The sequence below is a fragment of the Streptomyces sp. NPDC056160 genome, assembly GCF_042268205.1.
GTDB lineage: Bacteria > Actinomycetota > Actinomycetes > Streptomycetales > Streptomycetaceae > Streptomyces.
The window spans coordinates 16552-43405 of record NZ_JBHJUW010000068.1 but is presented as its reverse complement, the minus strand read 5'-3'; the positions used below and the strand labels follow the sequence as shown (position 1 = coordinate 43405).

Genomic DNA, 26854 nt, shown 5'->3' with positions numbered 1-26854 from the left:
CGCGGGGGGGGGCCGCCCGCGGCGGTCCCGGCGCCCGCCGGTGACGTCACCGAGCGGCCGGGCGCGCCCTGCCCGCTCGCACCCGGCCGGGGCTTCGTGCCCGTCGCGGAGGCGGACGGCGAGGCCTGACCCGACGCCGACGCCGAGGCCTTCGCCGCGCGCACACCCGCGCTGTCCCCGGAGGCGTCGCCGAGCGGCCGTGCCGTGCCCGTCGCGCCCCTGTCCGCGTCCGGGCTCGCGGTGCCGCCGTCGGCCGCCGCGTCGCCCGCCGCCTCGGGGCCCCGTCCCGCCAGGCCCGGCAGGACGGGTGCGTCGGAGCCCAGTTCGGCCAGGCTCAGCCCGCCCGCCGCGAGCACGAACCCCGCGGTGATCAGCAGGGCCTTGCGGCGCCGCCTGCGATGGGCCGCGGCCTTGCGGTCACGCCGGCTCGCCCTCCCGGCGCGGCTCCCGCCCGTACGCTCGTCGGCACTCCCGCCCGTAAGCTCGTCGGTATTCCCGCCCGTAAGCTCGTCGGCACTCCCGCCCGGGCGCCCGTCGGTACTCCCGCCCGTACGCCCGTCGGTGCTCCCGCCAGGGCCGCCCGCGTGGTCGCCCGCGCTCCCGCCCTGCCGTGCCCGGCGGCGTGCCGCGCGGCCCGGCGCCGGGGCGTGACCGGCCTCGCCGTCCGGCTGCTCCGTGGCCGCGAACCCGGCGTACCGCGCGGGGGGTTCGGCCTCCTCCGCGTGCGCCGGGAGGGATTCGGCCGGGGTACCGCACCCCGGGCAGGCGAGGGCGCCGTTGAGATGGCGTCGGCACGGGGGGCAGTAGTTCATGACGCGGGAAGACTAAGTTGCGGGCGGGTGCCGTTCCTAGGGGCGTCTGTGAAGGTTCCATGGGGAACGAGCGGGCTTGCCGAAACCGTTACCGGTCCGCCCCATTGACACTCCCCGCACCCCGTCCTTACTGTCACGCCAGCATTTCGAACGCGTGACGAAATATCGAACACAGCGAAGGGCAACCGCCGTGCGCATCACCGGAATCAGCACACACGTGGTCGGGACGCCGTGGCGCAACCTGACCTACGTCCAGGTGCACACCGACGAGGGGGTCACGGGGGTCGGCGAGACCCGGATGCTGGGTCGCACCGACGCGCTGGTCGGCTACCTGCGGGAGGCCGAGGCCAACCACATTCTCGGTTCCGACCCCTTCGCCGTCGAGGACCTCGTGCGCCGGATGAAGTACGGCGACTACGGCCGCGCGGGCGAGATCGTCATGTCCGGCATCGCGGTCGTGGAGATGGCGTGCTGGGACATCAAGGGCAAGGCGCTGGGCGTCCCGGTCTGGCAGCTGCTCGGCGGGAAGGTGACCGACAAGGTCAAGGCGTACGCCAACGGCTGGTACACGACCGAGCGGACCCCGGAGGCGTACCACAAGGCCGCGCAGGGGGTCATGGAGCGCGGGTACCGGGCGCTGAAGATCGACCCGTTCGGCACCGGGCACTTCGAGCTGGACCACGAACAGACCCTCTACGCCGTCTCGCTGATCGAGGCCGTACGGGACGCCATCGGTCCGGACGCCGAGCTGATGCTGGAGATGCACGGCCGCTTCTCCCCCGCCACCGCCGTCCGGCTCGCCCGGGAGATGGCGCCCTTCAAGCCGGCCTGGCTGGAGGAGCCGGTGCCGCCGGAGAACCTGAAGGCGCTGGAGAAGGTCGCCTCGAAGGTGGACGTACCGGTCGCCACGGGTGAACGCATCCACGACCGGATCGAGTTCCGCGAGCTGTTCGAGAGCCAGGCCGTCGACATCATCCAGCCGGACGTCGGCCACATCGGCGGCATCTGGGAGACCCGCAAGCTGGCGGCCACCGCCGAGACGCACTACATGCTGGTGGCCCCGCACAACGTCGGCGGGTCCGTGCTGACCGCCGCCTCCCTCCAGGTCGGGTTCACCACCCCCAACTTCAAGATCCTGGAGCACTTCAACGACTTCGCGGACGCGGAGATCAAGAAGGTGGTCAAGGGCGCCCCGCAGGTCGACCCGGAGGACGGCTGCTTCCACCTCTCCCAGGCGCCCGGCCTCGGGGTGGAGCTGGACGTCGACGCGGCGGCCGAGTTCCCGCAGCAGCAGGCCCGGTTCGACCTGTGGGCCGAGGGCTGGGAGACGCGCAGGCCCAAGGGCACCCAGTGAGCACCGCCGTCGTCGTCCGGGCACCGGGCGAGCACCGGCTCGTACCGCACACGCCCCGCGAGCCGGGTCCGGGCGAGGCCCTGGTCGCGGTGCACGCGGTCGGCGTCTGCGGCAGCGACCGCGAGGTGTACCAGGGCAACCGGCCCGAGGGGTACGTCCGTTACCCGCTGACGCCCGGCCACGAGTGGTCCGGCACGGTGCGCGCGGTGGGCGCCGGGGTGCCCGGCCATCTGATCGGCCGCAAGGTCGTCGGGGAAGGCTTCCGCAACTGCCAGGTCTGCGACCGCTGCCACGCCGGCCAGACCACCCTGTGCACCGCGGGGTACGAGGAGACCGGCTTCACCCGGCCCGGCGCGATGGCGGGCACGCTCACGCTGCCGGCCCGGCTGCTGCACGTCCTGCCCGACGGCGCCGACCTGAGTGCCGCCGCCCTGCTGGAGCCCGCCGCGTGCATCGCCGCCGCCGTGCTGAAGGCCGGGGCCCGGCCGGGCGAGCGGGTGGCCGTCGTCGGCACCGGCACGCTCGGGATGTTCGCGGTGCAGTTCCTGAAGGCCCTCTCCCCCGCCGAGCTGCTGGTGGTGGGCGTCCACGACGAGCGGGAGGCCCTGTCGCGGCGGTTCGGCGCCACGGACTTCCGTACCAAGGACGATCCCGCGCTGCCGGACGGCTTCGACGCGGTCGTCGAGACCGCCGGGTCCGCGGACGCGGCGCGCACCGCCGCCGCGCTGCCACGGCGCGGCGGACGGCTGGTGCTGACGGGCATCCCGGCGCCGGGCGCCGAAGGACTCGACCCGACCGACCTGGTGGTGCGGCAACTGGAGGTGCACACCGTCTTCGGGGCGCCGCCGGACGCCTGGGCGCACACCGTCCGGGTGTTCGCGGCCGGCCTGCTCGATCCGCTGCCCCTGGTCACCCACGAACTCCCGCTCACCGAGTTCGCGCGCGCCGTCGAGCTGGCCGGGTCCGGTGATCCCGGGGTCGGCAAGGTCCTGCTGCGCCCGTGAACCGTGCCTCGGTCCGCCCGCGGCCGTTTATCGGTCCGCCCGTGACCGGCCATCGGCTCGCCCGTGACCGTGCACCGGTCCGTGCGTGGCCGTACGCCGGGCCCTTCCTGACCGTACGCCGGTCACGGGGCGACCCGAGGGCCCGCCGACGGCGTACCACCGCTCCTTTCCACGCCCCGAGCCGCGAACCTTGTTCGAAATATCGGACGGATGCCCGGCTCGCTCAAGACCTCTAAGGACAGCTCGTGACCGACGCTCCCGACACGGCGGCCCGCAGGCCCGGTGAGCCGGCGCTCACCGCGCTCGGCCTGGCCGCCCCCGCCCCCGATCCCGCCGACGCCTCCCCGCACACCTTCCCCGGCGGGGGCCGCTGGCGCACCGAGATCCCCTCGTGCGAGGGCCCCGAGGCGCTGGCGGTGGTCCTGAAGGAGTCCTCGCGGCTCGACGTCCCGATCCACCGCATCAGCCAGGGCAGCGGCGTGTGGATGCTGACCGACGCCGAGATCACGGAGATGGTCGGGGCGACCGCCGAACGCGGCATCGAGCTGTGCCTGTTCACCGGTCCGCGCGGCACCTGGGACACCGGCGCCTCGGTGCGCTCCGACTCGCGCGGCGCGGGGCTGCGCGCCCGCGGCCACGACGCGGTCGCCGGGTGCGTCGAGGACGCCGTACGGGCGACGGAACTTGGCGTCAAGTGCCTGCTCGTCGCCGACGAAGGCGTGCTGTGGACGCTGCACCGGGCGCGGCTGGCAGGCATCGTCCCGGCCGACACCACCCTGAAGGTGTCCGCGCTGATCGGTCCGGTCAACCCGGCCTCGTACGCCGTCTACGAGCACCTTGGCGCCGACTCCGTCAACGTGCCCAGCGACCTGACGCTGACTCACCTCACGGAGATCCGGCGGGTGTCGGCGGCCCCGATGGACATGTACATCGAGGCCCCGGACGACCTCGGCGGCTATGTGCGGATGTACGAGGTCGCGGAGCTGATCCGGCGCGGGGCGCCGCTGTACCTGAAGTTCGGGCTGTCCAAGGCGCCCGGCATCTATCCGTACGGGCACCAGTTGCGCGAGGTGACGCTGGCGAGCGCGCGGGAGCGGGTGCGCCGCGGCAGGCTGGCGCTGGACCTGCTGGAGCGGCACGGAGCGGGCGGTGACATGGCGCCGCTGGGCTCCCGGCTGCCGGGCGCGCTCACCCGCTTCGACACACCGGCATAACGTTCCGGAAACTGAGCTTCACAGAAGCCGACACAGCCGCGCACAATCCCACACATCTGTTCCCGGTCCCTCGGGGCACCGTTCGCCGCACCACTGCCCGGCACGACCCACCTGGCACCACGGCAATACCGGCACCACCGGCACCACGCCCGGGACCACGGCACCACCGGCACCACGGCACCACCCCCAGCGTCGCCGCACCGCCCCGCACCGCCTGCACCGCACCGCACGCACCGCCGGACCCACCCAGCACACACATCAAGGATGATGACCATGCGCAACCGCAGAGCCGCACTCGCCGCGATGGCCACCGCCGCCTCCCTCGCCCTGGCCCTGTCCGCCTGCGGACAGAACAGCGACGGCGGCAGCAAGGAGGACAAGAGCAGCAGCAAGGGCGGCACGATCGGCATCGCGATGCCGACCAAGTCCTCCGAGCGGTGGATCTCCGACGGCAAGAACGTCGTCAAGGATCTGGAAGCCAAGGGCTACAAGACCAAGCTGGTCTACGGCGAGGACGACCCGGACACCCAGGTCTCGCAGATCGAGAACCTGATCACCCAGGGCGTCAAGGGCCTGATCGTCGCGGCCATCGACAACAAGTCCCTGAACAACGTGCTCCAGCAGGCCGCCGACGCCAAGATCCCGGTGATCTCCTACGACCGGCTCATCCTGGGCACCAAGAACGTCGACTACTACGCCTCCTTCGACAACGAGAAGGTCGGCCGGCTCCAGGGCACGTACATCGTGCACCGGCTCGGGCTGGACAGCGGCAAGAAGGGCCCGTTCAACATCGAGCTGTTCGCCGGCTCCAACGACGACAACAACACCCGCTACTTCTTCAACGGCGCGATGAGCGTGCTCAAGCCGTACATGGACAAGAAGCAGCTGGTGGTCAGGTCCGGCCAGACCCAGCTGAACAAGGTGACCACCCTGCGCTGGGACGGCGCCACCGCCCAGCGGCGGATGGACGACATCCTCACGTCCTCGTACAAGAGCGAGAAGGTCGACGCCATCCTCTCGCCGTACGACGGCATCTCCATCGGTGTGCTGTCCGCGCTGAAGTCGGACGGCTACGGGTCCGGCAGCAAGCCGCTGCCCGTCATCACCGGGCAGGACGCCGAGCTGGCGTCCGTGAAGTCGATCATCGCGGGCCAGCAGACGCAGACCGTCTACAAGGACCTCCGCAAGCTCGCCGACGTCGCCTCCACCATGGTCGACGATCTCATCAACGGCAAGAAGCCGCAGGTCAACGACACCAAGTCGTACGACAACGGGACCAAGGTCGTGCCCTCCTACCTGCTCCAACCGGTGAGCGTCGACAAGAGCAACTACGAGGACGTCCTGGTCAAGGGCGGCTACTACACCGACGCCCAGCTGGGCAAGTAACCCGCCGCACCCACCGAACCGACCGACTGGAAGGCACGACCATGGCGGGACCCGTCCTGGAAATGCGCTCGATCGTCAAGACCTTTCCCGGTGTCAAAGCGCTGTCGGACGTCACCCTGACCGTCCGTCAGGGCGAGGTCCACGCCATCTGCGGGGAGAACGGCGCCGGCAAGTCCACCCTGATGAAGGTGCTCTCCGGCGTCCATCCGCACGGCAGTTACGAGGGCGAGGTCCTCTTCGAGGGGGAGGCCTGCCGGTTCCGGGACATCCGGGCCAGCGAGCAGCACGGCATCGTCATCATCCACCAGGAGCTTGCGCTGGTGCCGTACCTGTCCATCGCGGAGAACATCTTCCTCGGCAACGAGCACGCCACCCGCGGGTTCATCAACTGGAACGACACGCTCAAGCACGCCGCCGAGCTGCTGCGCCGCGTCGGCCTGAACGAGCACCCGGAGACCCGGGTCTCCGACATCGGGGTCGGCAAGCAGCAGCTGGTGGAGATCGCCAAGGCACTGTCGAAGTCCGTGAAGCTGCTCATCCTGGACGAGCCGACGGCCGCCCTCAACGACGAGGACAGCGACAAACTCCTCGATCTCATCCTGGAGTTGAAGAACCAGGGCATCACCTCGATCATCATCTCCCACAAGCTGAACGAGATCCGCAAGGTCGCCGACTCGGTGACGATCCTGCGCGACGGCCGCACCATCGAGACCCTCGACGTGAAGGCGGCCACGACGACCGAGGAGCGGATCATCGCCGGCATGGTCGGCCGCGACCTGGACAACCGCTTCCCCGAGCGCACCCCGCACCGGCCGGAGGAGGGCGTGGCGCCCGCGCTGGAGATCCGCAACTGGACCGTGTTCCACCCGATCGACCAGCAGCGCAAGGTCGTCGACGACGTGTCGATCCAGGTGCGGCGCGGGGAGATCGTCGGCATCGCGGGCCTGATGGGCGCGGGCCGCACCGAACTGGCCATGAACGTCTTCGGCCGCTCCTACGGACGCTACGCGGGCGGCACGGTCCTCAAGGACGGCACCGAGATCCGTACGAAGAGCGTCGCGGAGGCGGTCGGGCACGGCATCGCGTACGTCACCGAGGACCGCAAGCACTACGGCCTGAACCTCATCGACACCATCAACCGCAACATCTCGCTGACCGCCCTGCGGAAGGTCGCCAAGCGGGGTGTGGTGGACGAGCACGAGGAACGCCAGGTCTCCGAGGGCTTCCGCAAGTCCATGAACATCAAGGCGCCCACCGTGTTCGAGCCGGTGGGCAAGCTGTCCGGCGGCAACCAGCAGAAGGTCGTCCTCAGCAAGTGGATCTTCTCGGGTCCCGACGTGCTGATCCTGGACGAGCCGACGCGGGGCATCGACGTGGGCGCCAAGTACGAGATCTACACGGTCATCGACCAACTGGCCGCCCAGGGCAAGGCGGTCGTCTTCATCTCCTCCGAGCTGCCGGAGCTGCTCGGGATGTGCGACCGCATCTACACCATGTCCGCCGGCCGGCTGACCGGCGAGGTGCCGCGGGCCGAGGCCACCCAGGAAGTGCTGATGCGTCGGATGACGAAGGACACCCAGGACAAAGAGGTAACGCGATGAGCACGGATGTGACCGCCAAGAGCCCGGCCCCGGCGCCGCCGGGCGGCAGCGGAGCGGCGGCCGGCGGCGGCCTGCTCCAGATGATGCTGAACGGACTGCGCCGCAACATGCGCCAGTACGGCATGCTGATCGCGCTGGGTCTGATCGTCATCCTCTTCGAGGCATGGACCGGCGGCGACCTGCTGCTGCCGCGCAACGTCTCCAACCTGGTCCTGCAGAACAGCTACATCCTGATCCTCGCGATCGGCATGATGCTGGTGATCATCGCGGGGCACATCGACCTGTCGGTCGGTTCGCTCACCGCGTTCGTGGGCGCCTTCGCGGCCGTGCTGACCGTGGAGCACCACGTGGCCTGGCCGGTCGCGCTGGTGCTGTGCCTGGTGGTGGGCGCGGTCGCGGGTTCCGTACAGGGCTTCCTGATCGCCTACTTCGGCATACCGTCGTTCATCGTGACGCTCGCCGGGATGCTGATCTTCCGCGGTCTGACGGAGATCCTCCTCGCCGGGCAGACCCTCGGCCCCTTCCCGAACGGCCTGCAGAAGATGGGCAACGGGTTCCTGCCCGAGGTCGGCCCGAACACCAACTACCACAACATCACCCTGCTGCTGGGCCTCGTCCTGATCGTCTTCACGGTCGGGCAGGAGGTCCGTGACCGCCGGCGCCAGCAGGAGTTCGCCCTCGACGTGCCGCCGTTCCGGCTCTTCCTGCTCAAGCTCGTCGCCATGGTCGCCGCGATCCTCGTCGTCACGATGCTGCTGGCCAGCTACAAGGGCGCGCCGATCGTGCTGCTGGTCCTCGGTGTGCTGGTGGTCGGCTACGGCTACGTGATGCGCAACGCGGTCTTCGGCCGCCACATCTACGCGATCGGCGGCAACCTGCCCGCGGCGAAGCTGTCCGGCGTGAAGGACAAGAAGGTCACCTTCTACGTCTTCCTGAACATGGGCGTGCTCGCGGCCCTGGCCGGGCTGGTGGTCGCGGCCCGGCTGAACGCGGCGTCCCCGAAGGCGGGCCTGAACTTCGAACTGGAGGCCATCGCCTCCTCGTTCATCGGCGGCGCGTCCATGAGCGGCGGTGTCGGCACCGTGCTCGGCGCGATCATCGGTGGTCTCGTCCTCGGCGTGCTGAACAACGGCATGAACCTCCTCAGCGTCGGCACCGACTGGCAGCAGGTCATCAAGGGGCTCGCCCTGCTGGCCGCGGTCGGCTTCGACGTGTGGAACAAACGCAAGTCGGGTTCTTGACTCAGACGGGCCCCGCCGGACATCGCTCCGGCGGGGCCCTTCCTTTGACGTCCTTCCAACGGGAGCCGCACATGTCGCACACGGAACTGAACAGGCGCACGGTCATCGCCGGTGCCGCGGCGGCGGGCGTCGCCGCGAGCGCGCTGGGCGGCACCGCCCACGCCGCCGGGCGGGAGTCCTCCTCCGGGAGCCGGAAGCCGGCCAGGGAGTACTTCGGCACCCTCGCCGACGGCACGCGGGTGCACCGCTGGTCGCTGGCGAACGGCGGCACCCGGCTGAAGGTCCTCTCCTACGGCGGCATCGTCCAGTCGCTGGAGATCCCCGACCGCCACGGCCGCTACGCCAACGTGTCCCTCGGCTACGACAACCTGGACGCCTACGTCGCCGGCACCACGTTCTTCGGGGCCACCATCGGCCGCTACGGCAACCGCATCGCCGAGGGCCGCTTCACCCTCGACGGCAAGAACTACCGACTGTCCGTCAACGACGGCGAGAACAGTCTGCACGGCGGCGCGCGGGGCTTCAACACGAAGGTGTGGGACGTCGAGCCCTTCACCTCCGGCTCCGACGTGGGCCTGCACCTCCACTACGTCAGCCCGGACGGCGAGATGGGCTACCCGGGCACGCTGCGCGCGAAGGTGACGTACACCCTCACCCGGCACGGCGACTGGCGTATCGACTACGAGGCCGTCACCGACCGGCCGACCGTCGTCAACCTCACCAACCACACGTACTACAACCTGGCGGGCGAGGGCAGCGGCAGCATCTACGACCACGAGCTGTGGCTGGCCGCCGGGCGCTACACCCCGACCGACGCGGGCCTGATCCCCACCGGCGAACTGGCCCGGGTCAAGGGCACGCCCTTCGACTTCACCCGCCCCAAGCAGATCGGCCGGGACATCCGCACCGGCCACCCGCAGCTGGTCACCGCCAAGGGCTTCGACCACAACTTCGTCCTGGACAAGGGCGTCACCGCCCGCCCGGTCCACGTGGTCACCCTGCGCGACACGGACTCCGGCCGCACCCTGCGCATCTCCACGGACCAGCCCGGGGTGCAGTTCTACTCGGGCAACTTCCTCGACGGCACCCTGGTCGGCGCCTCCGGCCGCACCTACCGCCAGGGCGACGGCCTGGCCCTGGAGACCCAGCACTTCCCGGACTCCCCGAACCACCCCGCCTTCCCGTCGACCGTCCTGCGCCCGGGCCGGACGTACCGGACGACCACGGTCCACTCCTTCGACGCGTGAAGCCGATCGCACTGCCGGTGAGCTGAACACTCCCGCCGGCCGGCCGAGCTGCCCCCTCAGTCCCCCCGCACGTCCACGGCGTAGCCGTCACCGCAGCCCTCGAAGATGCTCGGGGTGCCGTGCGTGACGACCAGGACGTAGGAGTCCGGGACGAGGGGGCACTCGACCTCATGCCACTGGACGGCCAGGAAGGTCCAGACGACCACCAGGACCAGTCCGACAACCCCTCCGACGCTGTACCGCCGCTCCGTCATACGGACCCCCTCCCCCTCGGCCCGCGTACGGGCACAAGCCCATGCTGGGGGTGCCGCTCACCGCGGCGCAAGAACCCTGCGCGCACGGCGCCCGGCCGGCGGCGGCCAGGACACGCCGACCCAGGACATCAGCTCCTGAAGCGCCGGTCGGCAATCGCCGCCGCGGGGGCTTTCCGTCGCTCTAGCGGTACCCCCTCGATCGGTTCAGCGGACTGGTCCGGTCTGCATCGCCTGGGTGCCCACGACGGTCAGCAGCGCGAGTTTCTCGGCGGTGCCGGTCCCGGCCCGTGGGGTGAACCAGAGCAACCGCCGGCGGCCGTCCTCGCTGAAGAGGCTGAGGCAGTCGAGGTCGAGCATGCCGACGGTGGGGTGGACGATCCGCTTGCGCTCGTCTCTGCGCACCCCGACATCCTGGTCGGCCCAGAGCGCCTGGAACTCCGGTGACTGCCGCAGCAGTTCGTCCACCAGCCCGGTCGCCTCCGCGTCGCCCGGGCTGCGTCGCCCGACTGCCGCGCGCAGGTCGGCGACGAACGAGCGTGACTGTGGGGCGAGGTCCTCCTGCGGGTATATCTGCCGCGAGGCCGGGTCGGTGAACCATCGGTGGATGAAGCTCGCCGCGCGGCCGTGGTGCGCGGACAGGTCACCGAGCATCGCGACGGCGAGCGGGTTCTGGACCAGCACGGTGTGCAGGTCGGTGCAGACCATCGCCGGGGTCCCGTCGATTCGTGCCAGCAGGTCGAGCATCGCGGGGTGGACGTGTGCCGCCGTCCCGCCCTGGTTCGGGACCAGGCGGTTCGCCAACCGGTACAGATGGTCGCGTTCGTCGCGACTGAGGCGCAGGGCGCGGGCGAGCGCGGCGAGCATCTGGTCGGAGGGCTGCGAGCCGGCACCGCGCTCCAGCTCGGTGTAGTACTCCACCGAGGCGCCGGCCAGAACGGCGACCTCGTCGCGACGCAGACCGGGGACGCGGCGCCGCGGGCCGGGCGCGAGCCCGACCTCCTCGGGGCGGATCCGCTCGCGTCGCGAACGCAGGAAACCGCCGAGTTCGGAGTACCTCGTGTTCGACATGGACACAGCCTCCCTGGAGGGCGCCGTCGGTGCCAGGGGATGGCGTCCCCACCTTCGCAAGCAACTGTCGCGGGCCCGTGCCGCGCCACAGAGTGGACGGCGTGAACACCTCACTCACTGACACCCTCACTGACTCCGGCGCATCACCGGTCGCTGGAAAGACGGTCCTGATCACCGGTGGAACGAGCGGGATCGGCGCCGCGACCGCCCGGCTCCTGCTCGGGCGTGGCCACCGGGTCGCCGTCACCGGGCGCGACCCCGGCCGGCTCAAGGCCTTCCTCGACGAAGTCGGCCACGCGGACCGCGTCCTGGGCCTGGTGGCAGATGCCTCCGACTGGGACTCCACGGACACGGCGGTCACCAGCACGGTGGAGCGCTTCGGGTCGCTCGACGCGGCGATCGCGAACGCGGGCGGCGCGTCCGCGGATCACTTCCGGACGGGCGGTGCCGGCGTCGTCGACGGCGGCGATCCGCAGCTGTGGGCACCGATGGTGCTCGCCAACGTGCTCGGCCCGGCTCTGCTGGCCAAGGCGGCCCTGCCCCACCTCGAGCAGTCCCGCGGCCGGCTGGTGCTCATCGGCAGCGTGGCGGGAATCAAGAACAGCCCGGGCAACCTCTACTCCGCCACGAAGTGGGCAGTGGTCGGCTTCGCCGAGAACCTCCGCCTGCACGCCACGACCCGCGGCATCGGAGTCACGGTCGTGAACCCGGGCATGATCGACACCGGGTTCTGGCACGGCCAAGCTCCCCCCATCGCGATGAGCCCGGATTCGGTGGCCGAGGCGATCGGCTTCGCGCTCGACCAGCCGGCAGGCGTCGACCTCAACACGGTGACGATCCGCCCGATCGGCCAGCCCGCCTGACTCCGGGCGGGCGGCGTGCTCACCGGATCGCCGCCGGTCGGCGGTGCGCGGCGGAGGGCCGGTGCGGTGTGTCCGCCCGGCCCTCCGTCCGCTCGCCGGGGCGCCGTCCACGCATGCGCGACACTCCGGTGGCCGACCGGTACGGGTCCTTCTCAGCGGAGGGCTGTCCGGCCACGGCTCCGGCCCGGCGGCAGGTCGACCTCCGCGCGTACGGTCTTGCCCGGTGGCGGCACTCGGTCCAGCACCTCCCACCGGGAGGCGTACGCCCCGACCAGGACCAGCCCGCGCCCGCACTCCACGAGAGCGTCCGGCGGCGGTACGCACCCCGGACCGGGCGGAAGCGGCGGCCCGCTCCGGGTGTCACTCACCTCGATGCGGACACTCCCCGTCACGAGCGACAGCCGCAGCTCGAAGTCGCGGCCCGGGACCCGGCCGTGCGTCACGGCGTTCGCGGCCAGCTCCGCGACGATCGCGGCGACGGCGTCGCCGGCGCCGACCCGTACGCGATCCCCCAGGCGTCCAGTTGGTTCAGGGCGAGGTGACGGGCGAGGTGCCCGCCGCGCGGGGTGGCGCTGAGCTGCTGCGCGAACGTACGTACGGTGACGGTTGCTTGGGGAGTGGATGGTGCGGTCATGGCCTCAATCTGCGGCCTGGATCCGGCACTTCACCAGCCCTGACGCGCGTACGCTGCGACTGCGTACACGGTCACCCACTGGACAGTACCGATGACCGACCGTGAGCATGTGCGCGGGAGGTGACGCACAGTGGTGGATGCTGTGGCGGGCAGGGGTGGTGAACCGGAGTCTTCGGACAGTCTCCGTACGTTCGGAGCGGTGGTCCAGGGGTTGCGGGAACACGCGGGGCTGAGCCGGGAGGAGTTCGGCAGGCACGTCGGCTTCTCCAAGCACACGGTGGCGTCGGTCGAGCTGGGCAGGCGCATGCCGGACGTGGACTTCGTCGAGGCGGCGGAGGGGGTACTGGGGAACACGGGGGCGTTGCGTCGGGCGGCGGGGTGCCTCGCGCGGCAGCCCGGGCTGGCGGCCTGGTTCCGGCAGTGGGCACGGCTGGAGCAGTTGGCGATCACGTTGTACACGTACGAGTGCCGGTTGGTTCCGGGGCTGTTGCAGACGGAGGCGTACGCGCGGCAGTTGTTCGTCGATCAGTTGCCCCCGCTGAGCGACGAGCAGATCGAGGCGCAGTGGGCTGCGCGGGCCGAGAGGCAGCAGTTGCTGCGGGAGCGACCTAACACTGCGTTCGGGTTCATCCTGGAGGAGCACCTGTTTCTGAGGTGCACGGGCGGAGCAGAGGTCACGGGGGAACTCATCGACCATGTACTGGACATCGCCCAGCTGCGAAACGTCGAGATCCAGATCATGCCGGTGGTGAGGCACTCTCATGCGGGCATGCACGGCCCCATGCAACTGCTGGAGACGCCGAAGAACAAGTGGTTCGCGTACACGGAGGCGCCCGAAAGCGGCCGACTCATTTCCGAATCGCACGTAGTGAGCGTGCTCCAAAGGAGGTATGCCAGGATGCGTGCACAGGCTCTCACTCTCGAAGACTCCATGAGCCTGTTGCAGCAGATGCGAGGAGCGCTATGAGCACCAGTGAGCTGAAGTGGTTCAAGTCGCGCTACAGCAGTAGCGGGTCCGGCGACTGCGTAGAGGTCGCCACCTGCCCCACCGCCGTCCACGTCCGCGACACCAAGGACCGCCCCCGAGCCTCACTCACCCTCTCCCCCGCCGCCTGGAACGCGTTCCTCACCCACGCCACGCGGTGAACCCTCACGCGCTCTGCGACTTCGCGCACGATCACGACGGTGAACGGCTGCGCGATGTGTACGGCGGTGATCCGTCCGGGGTCACCGCTGTAGGTTGCCTGCCATGACCGACCTCGGAGCCGTCGCCTGGCCGCCTGCCCCGATCAGGACCGACCGGCTCGTGCTCCGCGGGTCCGAGGCCCGGGACCGTACGGCGTTCATCGAGCTGTTCGCCTCGCCCGAGGTGGGCACCTACCTCGGTGGCCCTCGGCCTCGCGCTGAACTCGAACGCGCCGTGCCCGAAGTGCCCGGGAGGCGCCCCGGACTTTTCGTGGTCGATCTCGACGGAGCGATGATCGGCATGATCACTCTCGACCGGCGCGACGCGGAGCGTCCGGGACACGTCCGTCCGGACGCCGGGGAGCCCGAACTCGGTTACATGTTCCTGCCGCAGGCGTGGGGGCGCGGGTACGCCGCCGAGGCGTGCGCGGCCGCCCTCGGCTGGTTCACCGACACGCTTCCCGGCGAGCCGCTGGTGCTCTGCACCCAGACCGCCAACGACCGCGCGATGCGCCTCGCGGCGAAGCTCGGGTTCACCGAGGTGGAACGGTTCGAGGAGTACGGCGCGGAGCAGTGGTTCGGCGTGCGGTCGCAGGAACCGGAGCGGAAGCGGCGTGCATGAGGAAACCCCGACGATCATCACCCGGCGCGGCAAGCAGGAAGCCGTCGTGATCGGCATCCGGGAGTACCAGCGCCTGCGCGAGGTCGCCGAGAACGCCGAAGAGGCGTGGCTCAACCGGCTGGCCGACGACGCCGAGTCCGAGGGCGTGGAGGGGTCGGTCTCCCTCGATGAGATGGCCGCCTTGCTGCGCGCTCGTCAGGACTGACCTCATGGGGCACGTCACACGCTTCACGCCGCACGCACAGCGGGACATGCTCAAGATCCCGCGCCCGGGCGCCCTCCGCATCCTGTACCGCCGCACCGAACTCCAGACGGCGATGGACGCGGGGGGCAGCACTGCGTTCGACGTGAAAGCGCTTCAGGGGCACAGTGCCCGCCGGCGGCTGCGGGTCGGCGACCACCGCGTCGTCTACACCGTAGAGAACGGTCAGCTGATCGTGTGGTCTCCCCCGCTGCCCCAGCCCGCCCCCCGCCCCCGCCACGCAGTGCCCCCTCACGGGTTCTCCCAAGCCGCCGGTTCCGCGGCCAGGGTGCGGATCGGGGGCGGGAGGGTGCCTGTCGCCATGTCGGCGATCGTGACGCCTTCCAGGATGCGGCGGACGTTGGCGCGCAGGGCGATCCAGAGGGGGAGCAGGGGCTCGGCCGAGCCCGTGTAGGTGAGGCCGGTGGGGCGTTCGCCGCGGACCGAGACGATCGGGCCGTCCACCGCGCGGATCACGTCCGCCACCGTGATCCGCGCCGCCTGGCGGGCCAGGGCGTAGCCGCCGCCCCCGCCGCGCCGGCTGGTGACCAGGCCCGCGCGGCGCAGGTCGCCGAGGATGCCTTCGAGGAACTTGTGCGGAATGCCCTGCTCGGCGGCGACCGTCTCGGCCTTCACCGGGGTCGCCGGGTCCGCCTGCTGCCGTACGGCCAGTTCCAGAACCGCCCGTACCGCGTAGTCCGCCCGTGCCGAGATCCTCATGGGGTCCATTGTGACGTCCGGGACAGTGGAGAATGGCGGGACCCGCGCCCCGTAATATCCGCCCGGGAGGCACTCACCTTGGCGCTCAGCAGACGTACATTCAGCGCCCTCGCGGGCTCCGCCGCGCTCGGTCTCGCGCTGGGCGGCAGCGGCGGGCGGGGGGCGGCGGCGGCGTTCGCGGTGCGCGGTGTGCCGACCGGGCCGCCGCCGCCCGTCCCGGCGGCCGACGGACGACGGCACACCGTCGGCTTCGACCGCTACTCGCTGCTGGTGGACGGCAGGCGGCTGGTGCTGTGGGCCGGTGAGATGCACCCGTTCCGGCTGCCCAGCCCCTCGCTGTGGCGGGACGTGCTGCACAAGCTGCGGGCTCTCGGGCACAACGCGGTCAGTGTGCGCGTGGCGTGGAACCAGCACTCGCCCGCCCCGGGCAAGTACGACTTCACGGGGGTGCGGGACCTCGACCTGTTCCTGCGCACGGCCGCCGAGACGGGGCTGTACGTCGTCCTGCGGCCGGGTCCGTACATCGGCGCCGACGTCGACGGCGGCGGCCTGCCCGGCTGGCTGACGGCCGTGGCGGGCACCGCGGGGGCCGCCGACCCCGCGTACCTGGCGCACGCCGAGGAGTGGCTGGGCCGGGTGAACCCGATCGCCGCCCGGCACCTTTTCACCAAGGGCGGCGGGACGGTGCTGCTCTACCAGACGGAGGACGGCGACGACGCCGGCGGCCCGGCCGACCGCACCCGCTCGGCCCGGCTGTACGAGAAGGCGCGGGCCGACGGCATCGACGTGCCCCTCTTCCACGGCGACGGCGGGAGCGGGAGCGGGCGGTGGACGCCGGCGTCCTTCCCCCGGCCCTCGGGGTTCCTGACCGAGGCGGGCGGCGGCGCCGACCCGTGGGGCGGGGCCGCCTTCAGCGGTAAGGGGTACGCCGGGGCGCGGCAGGCCCACGGCGTGGCGTACGAGCGGCGCGACCGGCTGACCGACCTGGCCCGGGGCCTGTCCGTGCACACCACGTACATGGCCTTCGGCGGCACGTCCTGGGGCTGGATGCCCGCGCCGCAGGTCTACACCTCGTACGACTACGGTGCCGCGATCGACGAAGGACGGCAGGTCACCGGGAAGGCGGTGGCCGGGCACCAGATCGGGCACATGCTGCGCCACGTGCCCGACCTCGCCAAGCTGGACCGGGTCGAGGGCGGGACGGCGCGCGGGCTCACCACCTACCACCTGCGCAATCCGGACACGGGCGCCCGGGTGCACGTCCTGCGCAACGACACCGGCAAGGACGTCACCACCACGCTGCCCGCCGCGGGCGAGGACCTGCCGGTGACCGTGGCGGCCGGGGACGCGCGGCTGGCGGTCACCCGGATGCGGCTGGGACAGCTGAAACTGCGGTACGCCACCGCCCAGCCCATGGCGTACCTCACCGTCGGCCGGCAGGACATCGTGGTGTTCTGCGGGCGGCGCGGCGACTTGGCCCGGGTGGCCCTGGAGGCGGCCGGGGAGCCGATGGTCACCCGGCTGAGCCAGCAGGTCGCGTACGTGTACGAGCGCCAACTGGTGCGGATCACGGTCCCCTTCGGCGCCGGGCTGGCCGGGGCGCGGGTGGAGGCGGGCGAGACCGTCGACCGGGCGGTGCTGATGCTGTTCGCCGACGACCGGACGTCCTCGCGGCTGTGGCCGTGGGAGACGCCGTCGGGCTCGTTGCTGGTGTGCGGGCCGAGGCTGCTGCGCACCGCGACCGTCGAGGGCGGCGTGCTGCACCTCACCGGTGACACCGTGGAGGCCACGAAGCTGGAGGTCTGGGCGCCGCAGGGGGCGACCGCGGTGACGTGGAACGGGCGTCCGGTGCGCACCGCCCCCACCGGCACCGGCAGTCTGCGGTCCGTCGCGCCGCTGGAAGGGGCGCCGAAGGTGGAGCTGCCCGCGCTGGGCGGCTGGCGGGCGCGCGTGGAGAACCCCGAGTCCGCGCCCGGCTTCGACGACTCGGCGTGGCGGGCCGCCGACCGGACGTCCTCGTACAGCACCACGCCCGTCCCCGACGGGCAGCCGGTGCTGTTCGCCGACGACTACGGCTTCCACTACGGGGACGTCTGGTACCGGGGAGCCTTCACGGACGCGTCCGGCATCGAGTCGGTGTCCCTGGCGTACAGCACGGGCACGCAGGGGCTGCTGATGGCGTGGCTGGACGGGGAGCCGCTGGGCACGCACCGTATGCCGGTGCCGCGGGCGGGCGCGGCCGGCCGGGGCACGTGGACGGAGACCGCCGTCCTCGCCGTGCCCGAGCGGCTGCGCACCGGTGGCCGGCACGTGCTGTCGGTGCTGGTGCGGCCGATGGCGCACGACCAGGACGGCGCGGCGCGCGACACCGGCAGGGCGGCGCGCGGGCTGACGGCGGTGACGTTCGGGGGCGGGGCGCCGCGGGTGCGCTGGCGCGTGCAGGGCGCGGGCGCGCCCGACCCGGTGCGCGGGCCGCTGAACAACGGCGGGCTCCACGGGGAGCGGGAGGGCTGGCACCTGCCCGGTTTCGCCGACGGCGACTGGGAGAAGGTGGCCTTCCCGCGTGCCGTGCGGCGCCAGGGCGTGACCTGGTACCGGACGACGTTCCGGCTGTCGGTGGACGAGGGCGTGGACGCCTCGGTGGGGCTGACCCTGCTGGACGAGCCGCACCGGTCCTACCGGGCGCAGGCCTTCCTGAACGGCTGGAACCTGGGCCAGTACGTCAACGACGTGGGCCCGCAGCACACGTTCGTCCTGCCGAACGGCATCCTGCGCACCCGGGACACCAACACGCTGGCCCTGGCCGTGCTGTCCGGGGGTGCGGGCGAGGCGGGTCCGGGGCAGGTACGGCTGACGCTGCTGGGCCGCGCGGCCGGAGGGGTGCCGGTGGCGCCGGTGTCCTCCCCCGGCCACTGAGCCCGCGCGCCCGCGCCGGGGCGCGCGGTGCGGAAGGCGTCCGCCATTCGGCCATGCCGGCGCAGGCGCCCTCCATTTCGGCCATGTCGGCGCCGTCGCCGCCCTGGAAGGGGTTCCGGTACCGCACCCGGGTGCGGGCGCTCGCCGCCAGGGCGTCGGCGCCCGTGCCGAGGACGGCGAAACCGAAGCTTCCCGCCTTCACTGTTCGATATTCCGCCATCTGCTCGTGACTTCGAACGGGACCGTCGAGTCGAAGCGCTTGCGCGTCAACGGGCCGGACAGGAACCGTCCGGGAGGAGCGCCGCGAAAGAACCTTTCCCCGGTGCGGGCGGCACGGGGATGATGGGGGCGGTCCCGGCAGATCAACGGGGGAACAAGGGGAAAAGGTTGCGTAGGAAACGGGAGATGCGGCGCCTCGCCGACGCTCTCATCGACCCCATCCGGGTGCCGGTCCCCGCGGACCCGGAGACACTGTTCGCCGCGCTCGTCGACTCGGTCAGCGCCTGGCGCGGACGGCGGGTCGTCGTCCGGCGGGAGATCTTCCCGCCGCACACCGCGAGCGGGCTGTGGCTGGAGGGCGAGACACAGGACGTGGTGGTCGTCGACCGGCGGGCCGCCTCCTGGCACCAGATCGTGATCTTCTGCCACGAGGTGTGGCACATGAGCCGGCGCGACGCGGACGACGCGGCGGCCCCGGTCCCGGCCGGCGCCCCGCCCCGGCCCGTCGCCGCGCGCACCGACTTCAGCCTCGCCGACGAGCAGGAGGCCGACCGGTTCGGCATGCTCATGGGCGGCAGGCTGCGCACCTGGCTCGAGGAGACCCCTGCGGCCACCGCGCCCTTGGCGGACACGGGCACCGAGGAAGACATCGCCGGGCGCATCGGGTCCGCGCTCAACTACCGTGGAGCACACCGGCGATGAGCGGCCTGATCAACTACGTGAGCTGTGGTGCGCTGTGGCTGGGCCTGGCGGTGAAGACGCCCGACCTGGTGCGCCACCGGCACGACCCCTACCTGCGCGCGATCTGCGCGGTGCTGGCCCTGGCGGGCGTGTGCTTCCTCCTCGGGGCCGCCCCCACGGTCGGCGCGGTCAACCGGCTCAGCGGCGTGCCGAACCTCGCCGCGCCGCTCACCTACGCGTCGATCACCGCCTACAGCGCCGCCTCCCAGGTCCTCGTGGTCCACTGGCGCGGCGGGGACCGGGTGCGCCGCGTCACCCGCCGCTGGGTCGTCACCTACGCGTGCGTGGCCGTCGGCATCGCCGCCATGTTCGCGCTCGGCCGGGCGCCGGTGGAGCGCCGCACGGACCTGGACACGTACTACGCGACGACGCCCTTCATCGCCGAGATGATCGTGCTGTACCTGGCCGCGAACATCGCCGCGGTGAGCGTCACCACCGTCTCGGCGCTGCGCTGGGCGCGCCGGGTGCGGGGCTCGCTGCGCGCGGGCCTCGTGCTCCTGGGCCTCGGGTCGCTGTGCAGCGCGGGCTACGGCGTGACCAAGTCCGTGGCGGTCGCGGCCCGTTGGTGCGGGCGGGACTGGTCCTCGCTCAGCACCGACGTGTCCCCCGCCGCCGCGGCCCTGGGCGCGGTGGTCACCTCGGTCGGCATCCTCGTGCCGCTGGCCGGGCCCCGGCTGGCGCAGTGGCGGCGGTCCTGGCGGACGTACGCCCGGCTGGCACCGCTGGAGCGGGAACTGGACGACCTCCTCACCCGCCGCGCCCTCAGGCTGCCCCGCCCGCGCTGGGGCTCCCCCACCACACGGCTGATCTGGCGCCAGACCAGCATCCACAACGCGCTCAGCTACCTGGACGCCTTCTTCGACCGGGGGTTGTACGAGAGCACCCGCGCCAGGACCCTGGCGGCGGGGGGCGACGAGGAGCAGGCTCAGGCCGCCGCGTGGGCCGCGGTCATCCCCGCGGCACTGCGCCTGCACGGCGGCTCCACGGCGTGGGACGCGGACCCGGGCCGTACGGCGTCCGCGGCGGAGGCCGGCCTCGCGGCGCTCGCGGCGGGCGGTCACCTGGCGGCGGGGGAAGCCGACGGCAGTCGTACGGCGCTGGAAGCCCACGGCGGCCTCACGGCACTCACGGCGGGCGGCCACCTCACGGCGGTGGAGGCCGAGGGCAGTCGTACGGCGCTGGAGGCGGTGGCGCGCGCCGCGGTGCCCGGCGGCGGTGCGCACGCCCAGGGCGCGTCCGGTCCGCGGCTGCGGGTGCTCGACGGTGTCGGGCCGGTGGTGGGGCCCGAGGGCGTGGGCGGGCGGTGGCCGGTGCTGCTCGACGGGGTCGGCCGGCCCCACCCCGCCCCGGACGCGGAGCGGCCGGCGCCGGCCGCCGGGGAGCCGGTTCGGACCGCGCCGCCCGTGCCCTCGGGCCCCGCGTCCCCGGCGGCACCCGGGGCGGACGATGGGCCGGGCGGGCGGGTGCCCGGGCCTGCGCTGCTCGTGCGGATCGCCGACGCGCTGGGCGCCGCGGAGCGGACCGCGCGCGGCTCGCACCCGTCGGAGGCGGTGTGACGGGGACACCGGTACCAGGAGCGGCACCCGCGTCAGCGCCTCGGCCTGCGGTGGGGGCGCGGCGCCCGCGGGCCGTGCGGCCGGGCGGGCGGGGGTGGCGCGGATGAGCCTCGTCGTCTACCTCGCGGCCGGCCTGTTCGGGCTGTCGGCCGTCGTGCTGTGCAGGCGGCCGATGCGGGCCGTACGGGACCCGCTGACCGTGTCCACGTGCGTGGCCATCGTGCTCGGCTCGCTGGTGTTCGTCTGCTCGGCGCCGCTGACCCTGGCCGCCGTCAACGGCATCACCGGCATCCCCAACTTCGGCGCCCCGCTGACGTACGGCATGCTCTGCGCGTACAGCTGCTCGCTGCTGATCCTGCTGATCCACTGGCGGGGCGGTCCCCGCGAGCAGGTCCGGCGGATGGTGCTGCGCAGCATCGCCGCGTACGTGCCGCTGGTCGCCGCCATCGTCGTGCTGTTCATGCTGGGCGACGCCCGCACCGAGCGGCTCAACGACCTCGACACGTACTACGCCAACACGCCGTACCTGTGCGAGATGATCCTGCTCTACCTCATCGGCCACAGCGCGGCGACGCTGGCGATGTGCGCGCTGTGCGTGAAGTGGAGCCGGGAGGTCACCGGGCTGCTGCGGACCGGGCTGCGGCTGATCCTCGCCGGGTCGGCGCTGGACGTGGTGGGCTTCCAGCTGACCAAGTACACGGCGGTCGCGGCACGTTGGACCGGTCACGACCTGGACGTGCTGTCCACGCAGGTCGCCCCGCCGCTGGCCGCCCTCGCCGCGCTGCTGTGCTCGGCCGGCTTCGTGCTGCCCCGGCTGCTGCCGTCGGTCCTCGCGCAGGTGCGCAGCCTGGACGACTACCGCAGCCTGGGGCCGCTGTGGACGCGGGTGCGGTTCGTGTCGACCGCGCCCAAACCGCCCAGCGGCTGGTGGCAGTTGCCGCGGGCGCGCCTGCACTGGCGCGAGGTCTCCATCCACGACGCCCTGCTGGGCCTCGCCCCGTACTTCGACGACTCGGTCCGCGAACGCGCCCTGGCCGCCGCCCGGCGCGCGGGCCGCACCGCGCACGACGCCCGGATCGCGGCGGAGGCCGCGATGCTCGCCGATGCCGCGCGCCGCGCCGCCGCCCGCGAGGAGCCCCTGCCCACGCCGAGCGGCTACCGCCTGCACGCCACGGAGGTGTCCGGCACGAGCGGGCTGGTGGAACTGGCGCAGGCGCTGGTCCGGCCGCCCGCCGGCACCCCCGTACGGGGAGGAACGGTGCGGACCTCCCATGGCTGAGCCCGTGATCCACCCAAGGAGTCCCATGCCCCGGTCCCTGTCCTCCCCGTCCCCCCGCTCCCGCCGGCGCAGAGCCGTCGTCGTCGGTGCCGGCCTGGCCGGCATGCTGGCCGCGGCGGCCCTGTCCCCCGTCGTGGACGAGGTCGTCGTACTCGACCGGGACGAGCTGCCCGAGGGGCCGGAGCACCGCAAGGGGCTGCCCCAGGGCCGGCACGCCCATCTGCTGATGGCCGGCGGCCTGGCCGCCATGGAGGAACTGGTGCCCGGCGGCGGCGTGCGCGAGCGGCTGCTGGCGGCCGGCGCCCGGGAGATACCCCTCGGCTCGGGCATGCTGGCCCTCACCTCCGAGGGCTGGTTGCGGCGCTGGCGGCACGACGGTCCGCGCATGCTCAGCTGCACCCGGGCCCTGCTGGACTGGACCGTGCGGGACGCCGTCCTCACGCACACCGGGGCGCAGGTGCGCAGGGCCCGGGCGGTGGGGCTGGTGGGCGACGCGGAGCGCGTGCGCGGCGTACGGATCGCGGCGACCGGCCCCGGGGGGACGAAAGGGGGGACGGGGGCGGTAGCGGGAGCGGAGGAGGAGACCGAACTCGCCGCCGACTTCGTCGTCGACGCGAGCGGGCGCGGCTCACGGATTCTCACCTGGCTGGAGGAGATCGGCGTCGCGGGCGTGCGGACGAAGAGCGTCGACTGCGGCCTGGTCAACGCCACCCGCGTCTACCGCACGCCGGTGGGGGCGGAGCAGTTCCCGCTGACGATCGTGCAGGCCGACCCGTACCGCTGCGAGCCGGGCCGCAGCGGCATGGTCCTGCCGATCGAGCGGGACCGCTGGATGGTCAGCCTCGCCGGGACGCGGGGCGGCGGCGAGCCCCCGGCCGACCCGGAGGGCTTCCTGGCCTACGCGCTCGCGCTGCCGGACCCGCTGGTGGGCCGCCTCGCCTCCGGCGCCGAACCCCTCACCGGCGTGCACATCAGCCGCAGCACCAGCAACGTACGGCGGTACCTGGAGAAGACCGCGCGCTGGCCGGAGCGCTTCGTGGCCCTCGGCGACGCGGTCGCCACCTTCAACCCGGCCTACGGGCAGGGCATGTCGGTGGCCGCGCTCGGCGCGCGGCTGCTGGCCGAGGAGGTAAGGCGCACCGGCCCGGACGCGGCCGGCCTGGCCCGCCGGGTGCAGCGCGGGGCCGCCCGGTCGGTCGGCGCGGCCTGGGCGGCGGCGGTCGGCCAGGACGTCTGGTACCCGGACACGCGCGGCGCCCGCCCGACCCCGGCGGACCGGCTCACCACGGCCTACAGCCGCCGTCTGACCCGGACCGCCACCGGCTCCTACCGGGCGGCGGCGGCCCTGTGGGACGTGACGAGCCTGCGCACCGGACCGGAGCGCCTCTTCCGCCCCCGCACCCTCCTCGACGTCGCCTGCGGACCCCTGCTGCCCCCGCTGCCCGGCCCCCCGCTGACGGCGTCGGAACGCAAGGTCCTGGCGGAACTGGGACGGACGGGGGCGGAGGCCGGTACGGGGCGGTGAACCGGGGGGCCGGAGCGTGCGGAGCCGGAGCGCGCGGGGCTCTTGGGCTCGGGGCTCTTGGGCTCGGGGCTCTTGGGCTCGGGGCCGACGGGTGCGGGGCCGACGGGTGCGGGGTCGTGGCCGGGGGCCGCGGGCGCCGGTGCGCGCTGCCCCCGGCCGCCCTCAGCCCGCGAACGCCGGCTGAGGCAGGCCGCTGCCCGCATCCGGCACCACCAGCAGGGAGCCCGCCACCGGGGGCGGGGCGCCGAGACCGGTGCGGGCCGTGGTGACGTACAGGTCGGTCAGCCCGGCACCGCCGAAGGCGCAGGCCGTGGGGCGCGGGACCGGCAGGGCGACGACCCGGTCCAGCGCGCCGTCGGGCGTGTAGCGCCGGACCGCGCCGCCGTCCCACAGCGCCACCCACACACACCCGTCCGCGTCGACGGTGAGCCCGTCCGGGAAGCCGGCACCCTCCTCCACCTGCGCCAGCGGCCGCCTGTTCACGGCCTGCCGACCGCCGTCGAGGACGTCGAGGACGTCGATCCGGCGGGTCGGTGTGTCCACGTAGTACATGCGGCGGCCGTCGGGGCTCCAGCCGGTGCCGTTGCTCACCGTCACGTCGGCCAGGACGGGCTCGGCCGTACCGTCGCCGGTGAGCCGGGTCAGCGTGCCGCCGCCCAGGGCCTCGTCGTAGCGCATGGTGCCCGCCCACAGGGAGCCGTCGGGTGCCACGGCGGCGTCGTTGCCGCGGCGGCCGGGCACCGGGTCGCGGTGCAGCCAGCGGAAGGCGCCCTGCGGGCCGGGGTCGACCAGGCCCACCCCGTCGCGCAGGTTCAGCACCAGGCCGCCGCCGGTACGGGGCTTGGCCGCGCCCACGTGCTGCCCGGTGGTACGGACCGTGCGCCGGCCGGACGCCGGATCGTAGGAGTGCACCCGGGAGGCGAGGATGTCGACCCAGAGCAGCACGCCCGCCGCCGGGTCCCACGTCGGTCCCTCGCCCAGCTCGGCCCGGGCCCGTACCGCCACCTCGCACGCCGCCGCCGTCATGCCGCGCTCCGGTGGCCGAGGCGCTCCGACAGCTCGGCGGCGCCCTTCACCGCGAGCTGTTCCAGCTCGCCCTTGCGCTCCTCGCTCCAACGGATCATCGGCACGGAGATGGACAGGGCCGCGACCACCTGGCCGGTGCGGTCGCGCACGGGGGCGGCCACGCAGCTGACGTCGGGGTTCGACTCGCGGTTCTCCACGGCCAGGCCGCGGCCCCGGATCTCGGTCAGGGCCTCGCGCAGGGCGGCGGGGTCGGTGATGCTGTTGGGGGTCATCGCGACCAGTTCGGCGCCGTCCGGGACGCGGGCGGCGAGTTCGGGCTCCGGGAGGGAGGCGAGCAGCATCTTGCCGACCGAGGTGCAGTGGGCCGGGAGGCGGCGGCCGGCCGCGGAGACCATGCGGACCGCGTGCGTGGAGTCGACCTTGGCGATGTAGATGACGTCGGCGCCCTCCAGGATCGCCACGTGCACGGTCTCGTCGCAGGTCTCCGCGACGGACCGGGCGACCTGCTGGCCCTCCGCGGCGAGGTCGAGCTGTTCGGCGTAGCGGCTGCCGAGCTGGTAGGGGCGTACGCCGAGCCGGTAGCGTCCGGGCCGGCCGGTCACCGGCACGATGTACTGGCGGGCGGCGAGCGTGGTGACCAGCTCGTGCACCGTGGTGCGCGGCAGCTGGAGCCTGCGCACGATGTCGGGGGCGGAGAGCGTGCCGTCCCCGTCGAGGAACAGCTCGAGTATGTCGAGAGCCCGGGTCACGGCAGGTACGAGGCGTCCCACGACCGGTCCCCTCCCTTGATCCAGGCCTGTTCGAGATTTCAACAGGCGATCGGCATGACGAACAGCATGACGAACACAGGCTAGCCATAGCGGGGGGTGCGGGCAATGGGGCGGGGGTGAGGGGTGAGTGCTCGGGGGCGGTGCGCGCGGGCGGGAGAGCGGCGGGGCGGCGGGGCGGCGCGGCGAGGGACGGCGCGGGCAGGAGAACGACGGGGCGGCAAGGCGAAGGAGCCACGCCGTCAGGAGTACGACCGGACGGCAGGGCAACGAGAGTGGCGCGGGCAGGGGAACGAGCGACGGCAAGGCGAAGGAGCCACGCGGGCAGGGGAACGAGCGACGGCAAGGCGAAGGAGCCACGCGGGCAGGAGAGCGACGGGTGGCTGGACGAGGAGGTGGCGGGCGGGCTCTCGGGGGCCGTGTCGTTCAGCGGGGCAGGACCCAGTCCGGCCGCCAGGTCCCGGCGGTGTCGTGGCCGGCCGCCGTGCCGGCGAGGTGGGCGCGCAGGGTGGCCAGCGCCGGGTGCGGGTTGTCGCGGTGCCACAGCAGCGAGTGCGGGTAGACGGGCGTCGGGTCGGTCACCGGAATGCGGCGCAGACCGTGGCCCGCGGGCCAGACGAGGCGGGTCTGCTCGCTCATGAAGGTGGCCAGGGCCGGGGTGTCGGCGATGGTGTCGAGGAGCGCGTCGGAGCCGAAGTTGGGCCCGGTCGCCTCGATGGTGAGGCCGAACTCGGCGACGAGGTCGTCGTAGTAGGCGGCCCACTCGGTGCCGGGGACGATGCCGGGCATCCAGATCCGGTGCCCGGCGAGCCGGGCGACGGTCACCGACCGGGCGCCCGCCAGCGCGTGGGCGGGCCCGGTGAGGAGCTGGAGCGGCTCGTCGAGCACCCGCACGGACGCGATGTCCTCGGGCAGCGGACGCCCGGGCATGGCGACGGCGCGGAAGGACGCGTCGATCGCGCCCGAACGCAGGGCGGTGACGGCCGCCTCGACGTCGACCAGCATCACCACGTCCAGGTCGATCTCCGGATGCGCGCGATGGAAGCCGCGCATCAGGCCCGAGGGCGCCACACGCGAGGCGATCACGTCGACGCGCAGCGGACGGCGGCCGGCGCGCACGGACCCGGCCGCCCGCTCGGCGACGCGCAGCAGTTCGCGCGCGTGGGGTGCGAACGCCTGCCCGTCGATGGTCAGCTCGGCGCCGCGCGGGGTGCGGGTGAACAGCCGCACCCCGAGGTCGCGCTCCAGCCCGGCGACGCGCTTGGACACGGCCTGCTGGGTGACCGCCAGGTCGGCGGCGGCCTTCTGGAACTGGCCCGCTTCGGCGACGGCGACGAAGGTGCGTACGGCTTCGAGGTCCATGCCGAGCCACCTTAGTG

At 72.9% G+C, this 26854-nt stretch carries 24 protein-coding genes and 2 pseudogenes; 18 read left to right on the top strand and 8 right to left on the bottom strand.

The window, feature by feature from the left end; all coding sequences use genetic code 11:
* Nucleotides 1-812 (bottom strand): hypothetical protein (locus tag ACFC02_RS24225; RefSeq protein ID WP_376360972.1); only part of this gene is annotated, 812 nt, incomplete at its 3' end.
* A gap of 190 nt (nucleotides 813-1002) precedes the next feature.
* On the opposite strand from ACFC02_RS24225, the gene ACFC02_RS24220 reads away from it, so the two are divergent.
* The 7 genes from ACFC02_RS24220 (at nucleotide 1003) to ACFC02_RS24190 (ending at nucleotide 9859) form a co-directional block, all read left to right on the top strand.
* Nucleotides 1003-2166, top strand: a complete 1164-nt coding sequence (locus ACFC02_RS24220) for a mandelate racemase/muconate lactonizing enzyme family protein (RefSeq protein ID WP_376360969.1) — start codon at nucleotides 1003-1005, stop codon at nucleotides 2164-2166.
* Nucleotides 2163-3170 carry a zinc-binding dehydrogenase gene (locus tag ACFC02_RS24215; protein ID WP_376360966.1) on the top strand — a complete coding sequence of 336 codons (1008 nt, stop codon included), beginning with the start codon at nucleotides 2163-2165 and terminating at the stop codon, nucleotides 3168-3170. The genes ACFC02_RS24220 and ACFC02_RS24215 overlap by 4 nt, the downstream gene beginning before the upstream one ends.
* A 245-nt stretch (nucleotides 3171-3415) precedes the next feature.
* Nucleotides 3416-4384: a hypothetical protein gene (locus ACFC02_RS24210; protein WP_376360963.1), complete on the top strand. Its 969-nt coding sequence runs from the start codon at nucleotides 3416-3418 to the stop codon at nucleotides 4382-4384.
* Nucleotides 4385-4657: 273 nt separating this feature from the next.
* Nucleotides 4658-5770, top strand: a complete 1113-nt coding sequence (chvE, locus tag ACFC02_RS24205) for a multiple monosaccharide ABC transporter substrate-binding protein (RefSeq protein ID WP_376360960.1) — start codon at nucleotides 4658-4660, stop codon at nucleotides 5768-5770.
* 41 nt (nucleotides 5771-5811) lie between these two features.
* Entirely contained in the window at nucleotides 5812-7371 is a 1560-nt protein-coding gene (gene mmsA, locus ACFC02_RS24200) for a multiple monosaccharide ABC transporter ATP-binding protein (protein WP_376360958.1), read from the top strand.
* Nucleotides 7368-8612 carry a multiple monosaccharide ABC transporter permease gene (mmsB, locus tag ACFC02_RS24195; protein ID WP_376360955.1) on the top strand — a complete coding sequence of 415 codons (1245 nt, stop codon included), beginning with the start codon at nucleotides 7368-7370 and terminating at the stop codon, nucleotides 8610-8612. Before mmsA ends, mmsB begins: the two co-directional genes overlap by 4 nt.
* 71 nt (nucleotides 8613-8683) lie before the next feature.
* Entirely contained in the window at nucleotides 8684-9859 is a 1176-nt protein-coding gene (locus tag ACFC02_RS24190; RefSeq protein ID WP_376360952.1) for an aldose epimerase family protein, read from the top strand.
* A 56-nt stretch (nucleotides 9860-9915) separates the two neighbouring features.
* Here the strand turns inward: ACFC02_RS24190 and ACFC02_RS24185 are convergent, their stop codons facing one another.
* The gene (locus ACFC02_RS24185; protein ID WP_376360949.1) at nucleotides 9916-10113 is read right to left on the bottom strand and encodes a hypothetical protein; all 198 of its coding nucleotides are present in this window, start codon (nucleotides 10111-10113) and stop codon (nucleotides 9916-9918) included.
* 204 nt (nucleotides 10114-10317) lie between these two features.
* A complete protein-coding gene (locus ACFC02_RS24180; protein WP_376360946.1) occupies nucleotides 10318-11181 on the bottom strand; it encodes a helix-turn-helix transcriptional regulator in 864 nt (287 codons plus the stop codon).
* A 167-nt stretch (nucleotides 11182-11348) separates the two neighbouring features.
* Here ACFC02_RS24180 and ACFC02_RS24175 point away from each other — a divergent pair, with 167 nt between their 5' ends.
* A complete protein-coding gene (locus ACFC02_RS24175; protein WP_376360975.1) occupies nucleotides 11349-12044 on the top strand; it encodes an SDR family oxidoreductase in 696 nt (231 codons plus the stop codon).
* Nucleotides 12045-12196: 152 nt separating this feature from the next.
* Here the strand turns inward: ACFC02_RS24175 and ACFC02_RS24170 are convergent.
* Nucleotides 12197-12678, bottom strand: a pseudogene (locus ACFC02_RS24170) (ATP-binding protein).
* A gap of 130 nt (nucleotides 12679-12808) precedes the next feature.
* Between ACFC02_RS24170 and ACFC02_RS24165 the strand changes: the two are divergent.
* The 5 genes and pseudogenes from ACFC02_RS24165 to ACFC02_RS24145 form a co-directional block, all read left to right on the top strand.
* Nucleotides 12809-13645, top strand: coding sequence for a Scr1 family TA system antitoxin-like transcriptional regulator (locus tag ACFC02_RS24165; RefSeq protein WP_376360943.1), 837 nt, complete (start codon nucleotides 12809-12811; stop codon nucleotides 13643-13645).
* Nucleotides 13642-13824, top strand: a complete 183-nt coding sequence (locus ACFC02_RS24160; protein WP_376360941.1) for a DUF397 domain-containing protein — start codon at nucleotides 13642-13644, stop codon at nucleotides 13822-13824. The genes ACFC02_RS24165 and ACFC02_RS24160 overlap by 4 nt, the downstream gene beginning before the upstream one ends.
* 103 nt (nucleotides 13825-13927) lie before the next feature.
* The gene (locus tag ACFC02_RS24155; RefSeq protein WP_376360938.1) at nucleotides 13928-14485 is read left to right on the top strand and encodes a GNAT family N-acetyltransferase; all 558 of its coding nucleotides are present in this window, start codon (nucleotides 13928-13930) and stop codon (nucleotides 14483-14485) included.
* On the top strand, nucleotides 14478-14690 hold the full coding sequence (locus tag ACFC02_RS24150; RefSeq protein WP_376360935.1) for a type II toxin-antitoxin system prevent-host-death family antitoxin: 213 nt from the start codon (nucleotides 14478-14480) through the stop codon (nucleotides 14688-14690). The genes ACFC02_RS24155 and ACFC02_RS24150 overlap by 8 nt, the downstream gene beginning before the upstream one ends.
* Nucleotides 14691-14694: 4 nt before the next feature.
* Nucleotides 14695-14928 (top strand): annotated as a pseudogene (locus tag ACFC02_RS24145) (type II toxin-antitoxin system RelE/ParE family toxin); the annotation flags it as partial.
* A 50-nt stretch (nucleotides 14929-14978) separates the two neighbouring features.
* On the opposite strand, the gene ACFC02_RS24140 reads toward ACFC02_RS24145, so the two are convergent.
* The gene (locus ACFC02_RS24140; RefSeq protein WP_376360932.1) at nucleotides 14979-15446 is read right to left on the bottom strand and encodes an RrF2 family transcriptional regulator; all 468 of its coding nucleotides are present in this window, start codon (nucleotides 15444-15446) and stop codon (nucleotides 14979-14981) included.
* 78 nt (nucleotides 15447-15524) lie between these two features.
* Between ACFC02_RS24140 and ACFC02_RS24135 the strand changes: the two genes are divergently transcribed.
* The 5 genes from ACFC02_RS24135 (at nucleotide 15525) to ACFC02_RS24115 (ending at nucleotide 23682) form a co-directional block, all read left to right on the top strand.
* Entirely contained in the window at nucleotides 15525-18362 is a 2838-nt protein-coding gene (locus tag ACFC02_RS24135) for a beta-galactosidase (RefSeq protein ID WP_376360929.1), read from the top strand.
* A gap of 405 nt (nucleotides 18363-18767) precedes the next feature.
* The gene (locus ACFC02_RS24130) at nucleotides 18768-19283 is read left to right on the top strand and encodes a toxin (RefSeq protein WP_376360926.1); all 516 of its coding nucleotides are present in this window, start codon (nucleotides 18768-18770) and stop codon (nucleotides 19281-19283) included.
* Entirely contained in the window at nucleotides 19280-20878 is a 1599-nt protein-coding gene (locus tag ACFC02_RS24125; RefSeq protein WP_376360923.1) for an MAB_1171c family putative transporter, read from the top strand. Before ACFC02_RS24130 ends, ACFC02_RS24125 begins: the two co-directional genes overlap by 4 nt.
* 103 nt (nucleotides 20879-20981) lie before the next feature.
* A complete protein-coding gene (locus ACFC02_RS24120) occupies nucleotides 20982-22157 on the top strand; it encodes an MAB_1171c family putative transporter (RefSeq protein WP_376360921.1) in 1176 nt (391 codons plus the stop codon).
* 25 nt (nucleotides 22158-22182) lie between these two features.
* Nucleotides 22183-23682, top strand: a complete 1500-nt coding sequence (locus tag ACFC02_RS24115; RefSeq protein WP_376360918.1) for a pyridine nucleotide-disulfide oxidoreductase — start codon at nucleotides 22183-22185, stop codon at nucleotides 23680-23682.
* A gap of 162 nt (nucleotides 23683-23844) precedes the next feature.
* Here the strand turns inward: ACFC02_RS24115 and ACFC02_RS24110 are convergent, their stop codons facing one another.
* From ACFC02_RS24110 to ACFC02_RS24100, 3 genes are all read right to left on the bottom strand, one after another.
* Complete coding sequence (locus ACFC02_RS24110) at nucleotides 23845-24708, bottom strand: SMP-30/gluconolactonase/LRE family protein (protein WP_376360915.1); 864 nt, start codon at nucleotides 24706-24708, stop codon at nucleotides 23845-23847.
* Nucleotides 24705-25478, bottom strand: a complete 774-nt coding sequence (locus tag ACFC02_RS24105; protein ID WP_376360912.1) for an IclR family transcriptional regulator — start codon at nucleotides 25476-25478, stop codon at nucleotides 24705-24707. The genes ACFC02_RS24110 and ACFC02_RS24105 overlap by 4 nt, the downstream gene beginning before the upstream one ends.
* Nucleotides 25479-25901: 423 nt before the next feature.
* Nucleotides 25902-26837 (bottom strand): LysR family transcriptional regulator, encoded by a 936-nt coding sequence (locus ACFC02_RS24100; protein ID WP_376360909.1) that lies wholly within the window; start codon nucleotides 26835-26837, stop codon nucleotides 25902-25904.
* Between the last annotated feature and the right edge of the window lie 17 nt (nucleotides 26838-26854).

Excerpts from the sequence above, each read along its gene's own strand:
- chvE (WP_376360960.1), top strand. The coding sequence starts at position 4,658 with ATGCGCAACCGCAGAGCCGCACTCGCCGCGATGGCCACCGCCGCCTCC.
- mmsA (WP_376360958.1), top strand. The coding sequence starts at position 5,812 with ATGGCGGGACCCGTCCTGGAAATGCGCTCGATCGTCAAGACCTTTCCC.
- mmsB (WP_376360955.1), top strand. The coding sequence starts at position 7,368 with ATGAGCACGGATGTGACCGCCAAGAGCCCGGCCCCGGCGCCGCCGGGC.
- ACFC02_RS24190 (WP_376360952.1), top strand. The coding sequence starts at position 8,684 with ATGTCGCACACGGAACTGAACAGGCGCACGGTCATCGCCGGTGCCGCG.
- ACFC02_RS24185 (WP_376360949.1), bottom strand. The coding sequence starts at position 10,113 with ATGACGGAGCGGCGGTACAGCGTCGGAGGGGTTGTCGGACTGGTCCTG.
- ACFC02_RS24180 (WP_376360946.1), bottom strand. The coding sequence starts at position 11,181 with ATGTCGAACACGAGGTACTCCGAACTCGGCGGTTTCCTGCGTTCGCGA.
- ACFC02_RS24160 (WP_376360941.1), top strand. The coding sequence starts at position 13,642 with ATGAGCACCAGTGAGCTGAAGTGGTTCAAGTCGCGCTACAGCAGTAGC.
- ACFC02_RS24155 (WP_376360938.1), top strand. The coding sequence starts at position 13,928 with ATGACCGACCTCGGAGCCGTCGCCTGGCCGCCTGCCCCGATCAGGACC.
- ACFC02_RS24140 (WP_376360932.1), bottom strand. The coding sequence starts at position 15,446 with ATGAGGATCTCGGCACGGGCGGACTACGCGGTACGGGCGGTTCTGGAA.
- ACFC02_RS24130 (WP_376360926.1), top strand. The coding sequence starts at position 18,768 with ATGCGGCGCCTCGCCGACGCTCTCATCGACCCCATCCGGGTGCCGGTC.
- ACFC02_RS24125 (WP_376360923.1), top strand. The coding sequence starts at position 19,280 with ATGAGCGGCCTGATCAACTACGTGAGCTGTGGTGCGCTGTGGCTGGGC.
- ACFC02_RS24120 (WP_376360921.1), top strand. The coding sequence starts at position 20,982 with ATGAGCCTCGTCGTCTACCTCGCGGCCGGCCTGTTCGGGCTGTCGGCC.
- ACFC02_RS24115 (WP_376360918.1), top strand. The coding sequence starts at position 22,183 with ATGCCCCGGTCCCTGTCCTCCCCGTCCCCCCGCTCCCGCCGGCGCAGA.
- ACFC02_RS24110 (WP_376360915.1), bottom strand. The coding sequence starts at position 24,708 with ATGACGGCGGCGGCGTGCGAGGTGGCGGTACGGGCCCGGGCCGAGCTG.
- ACFC02_RS24100 (WP_376360909.1), bottom strand. The coding sequence starts at position 26,837 with ATGGACCTCGAAGCCGTACGCACCTTCGTCGCCGTCGCCGAAGCGGGC.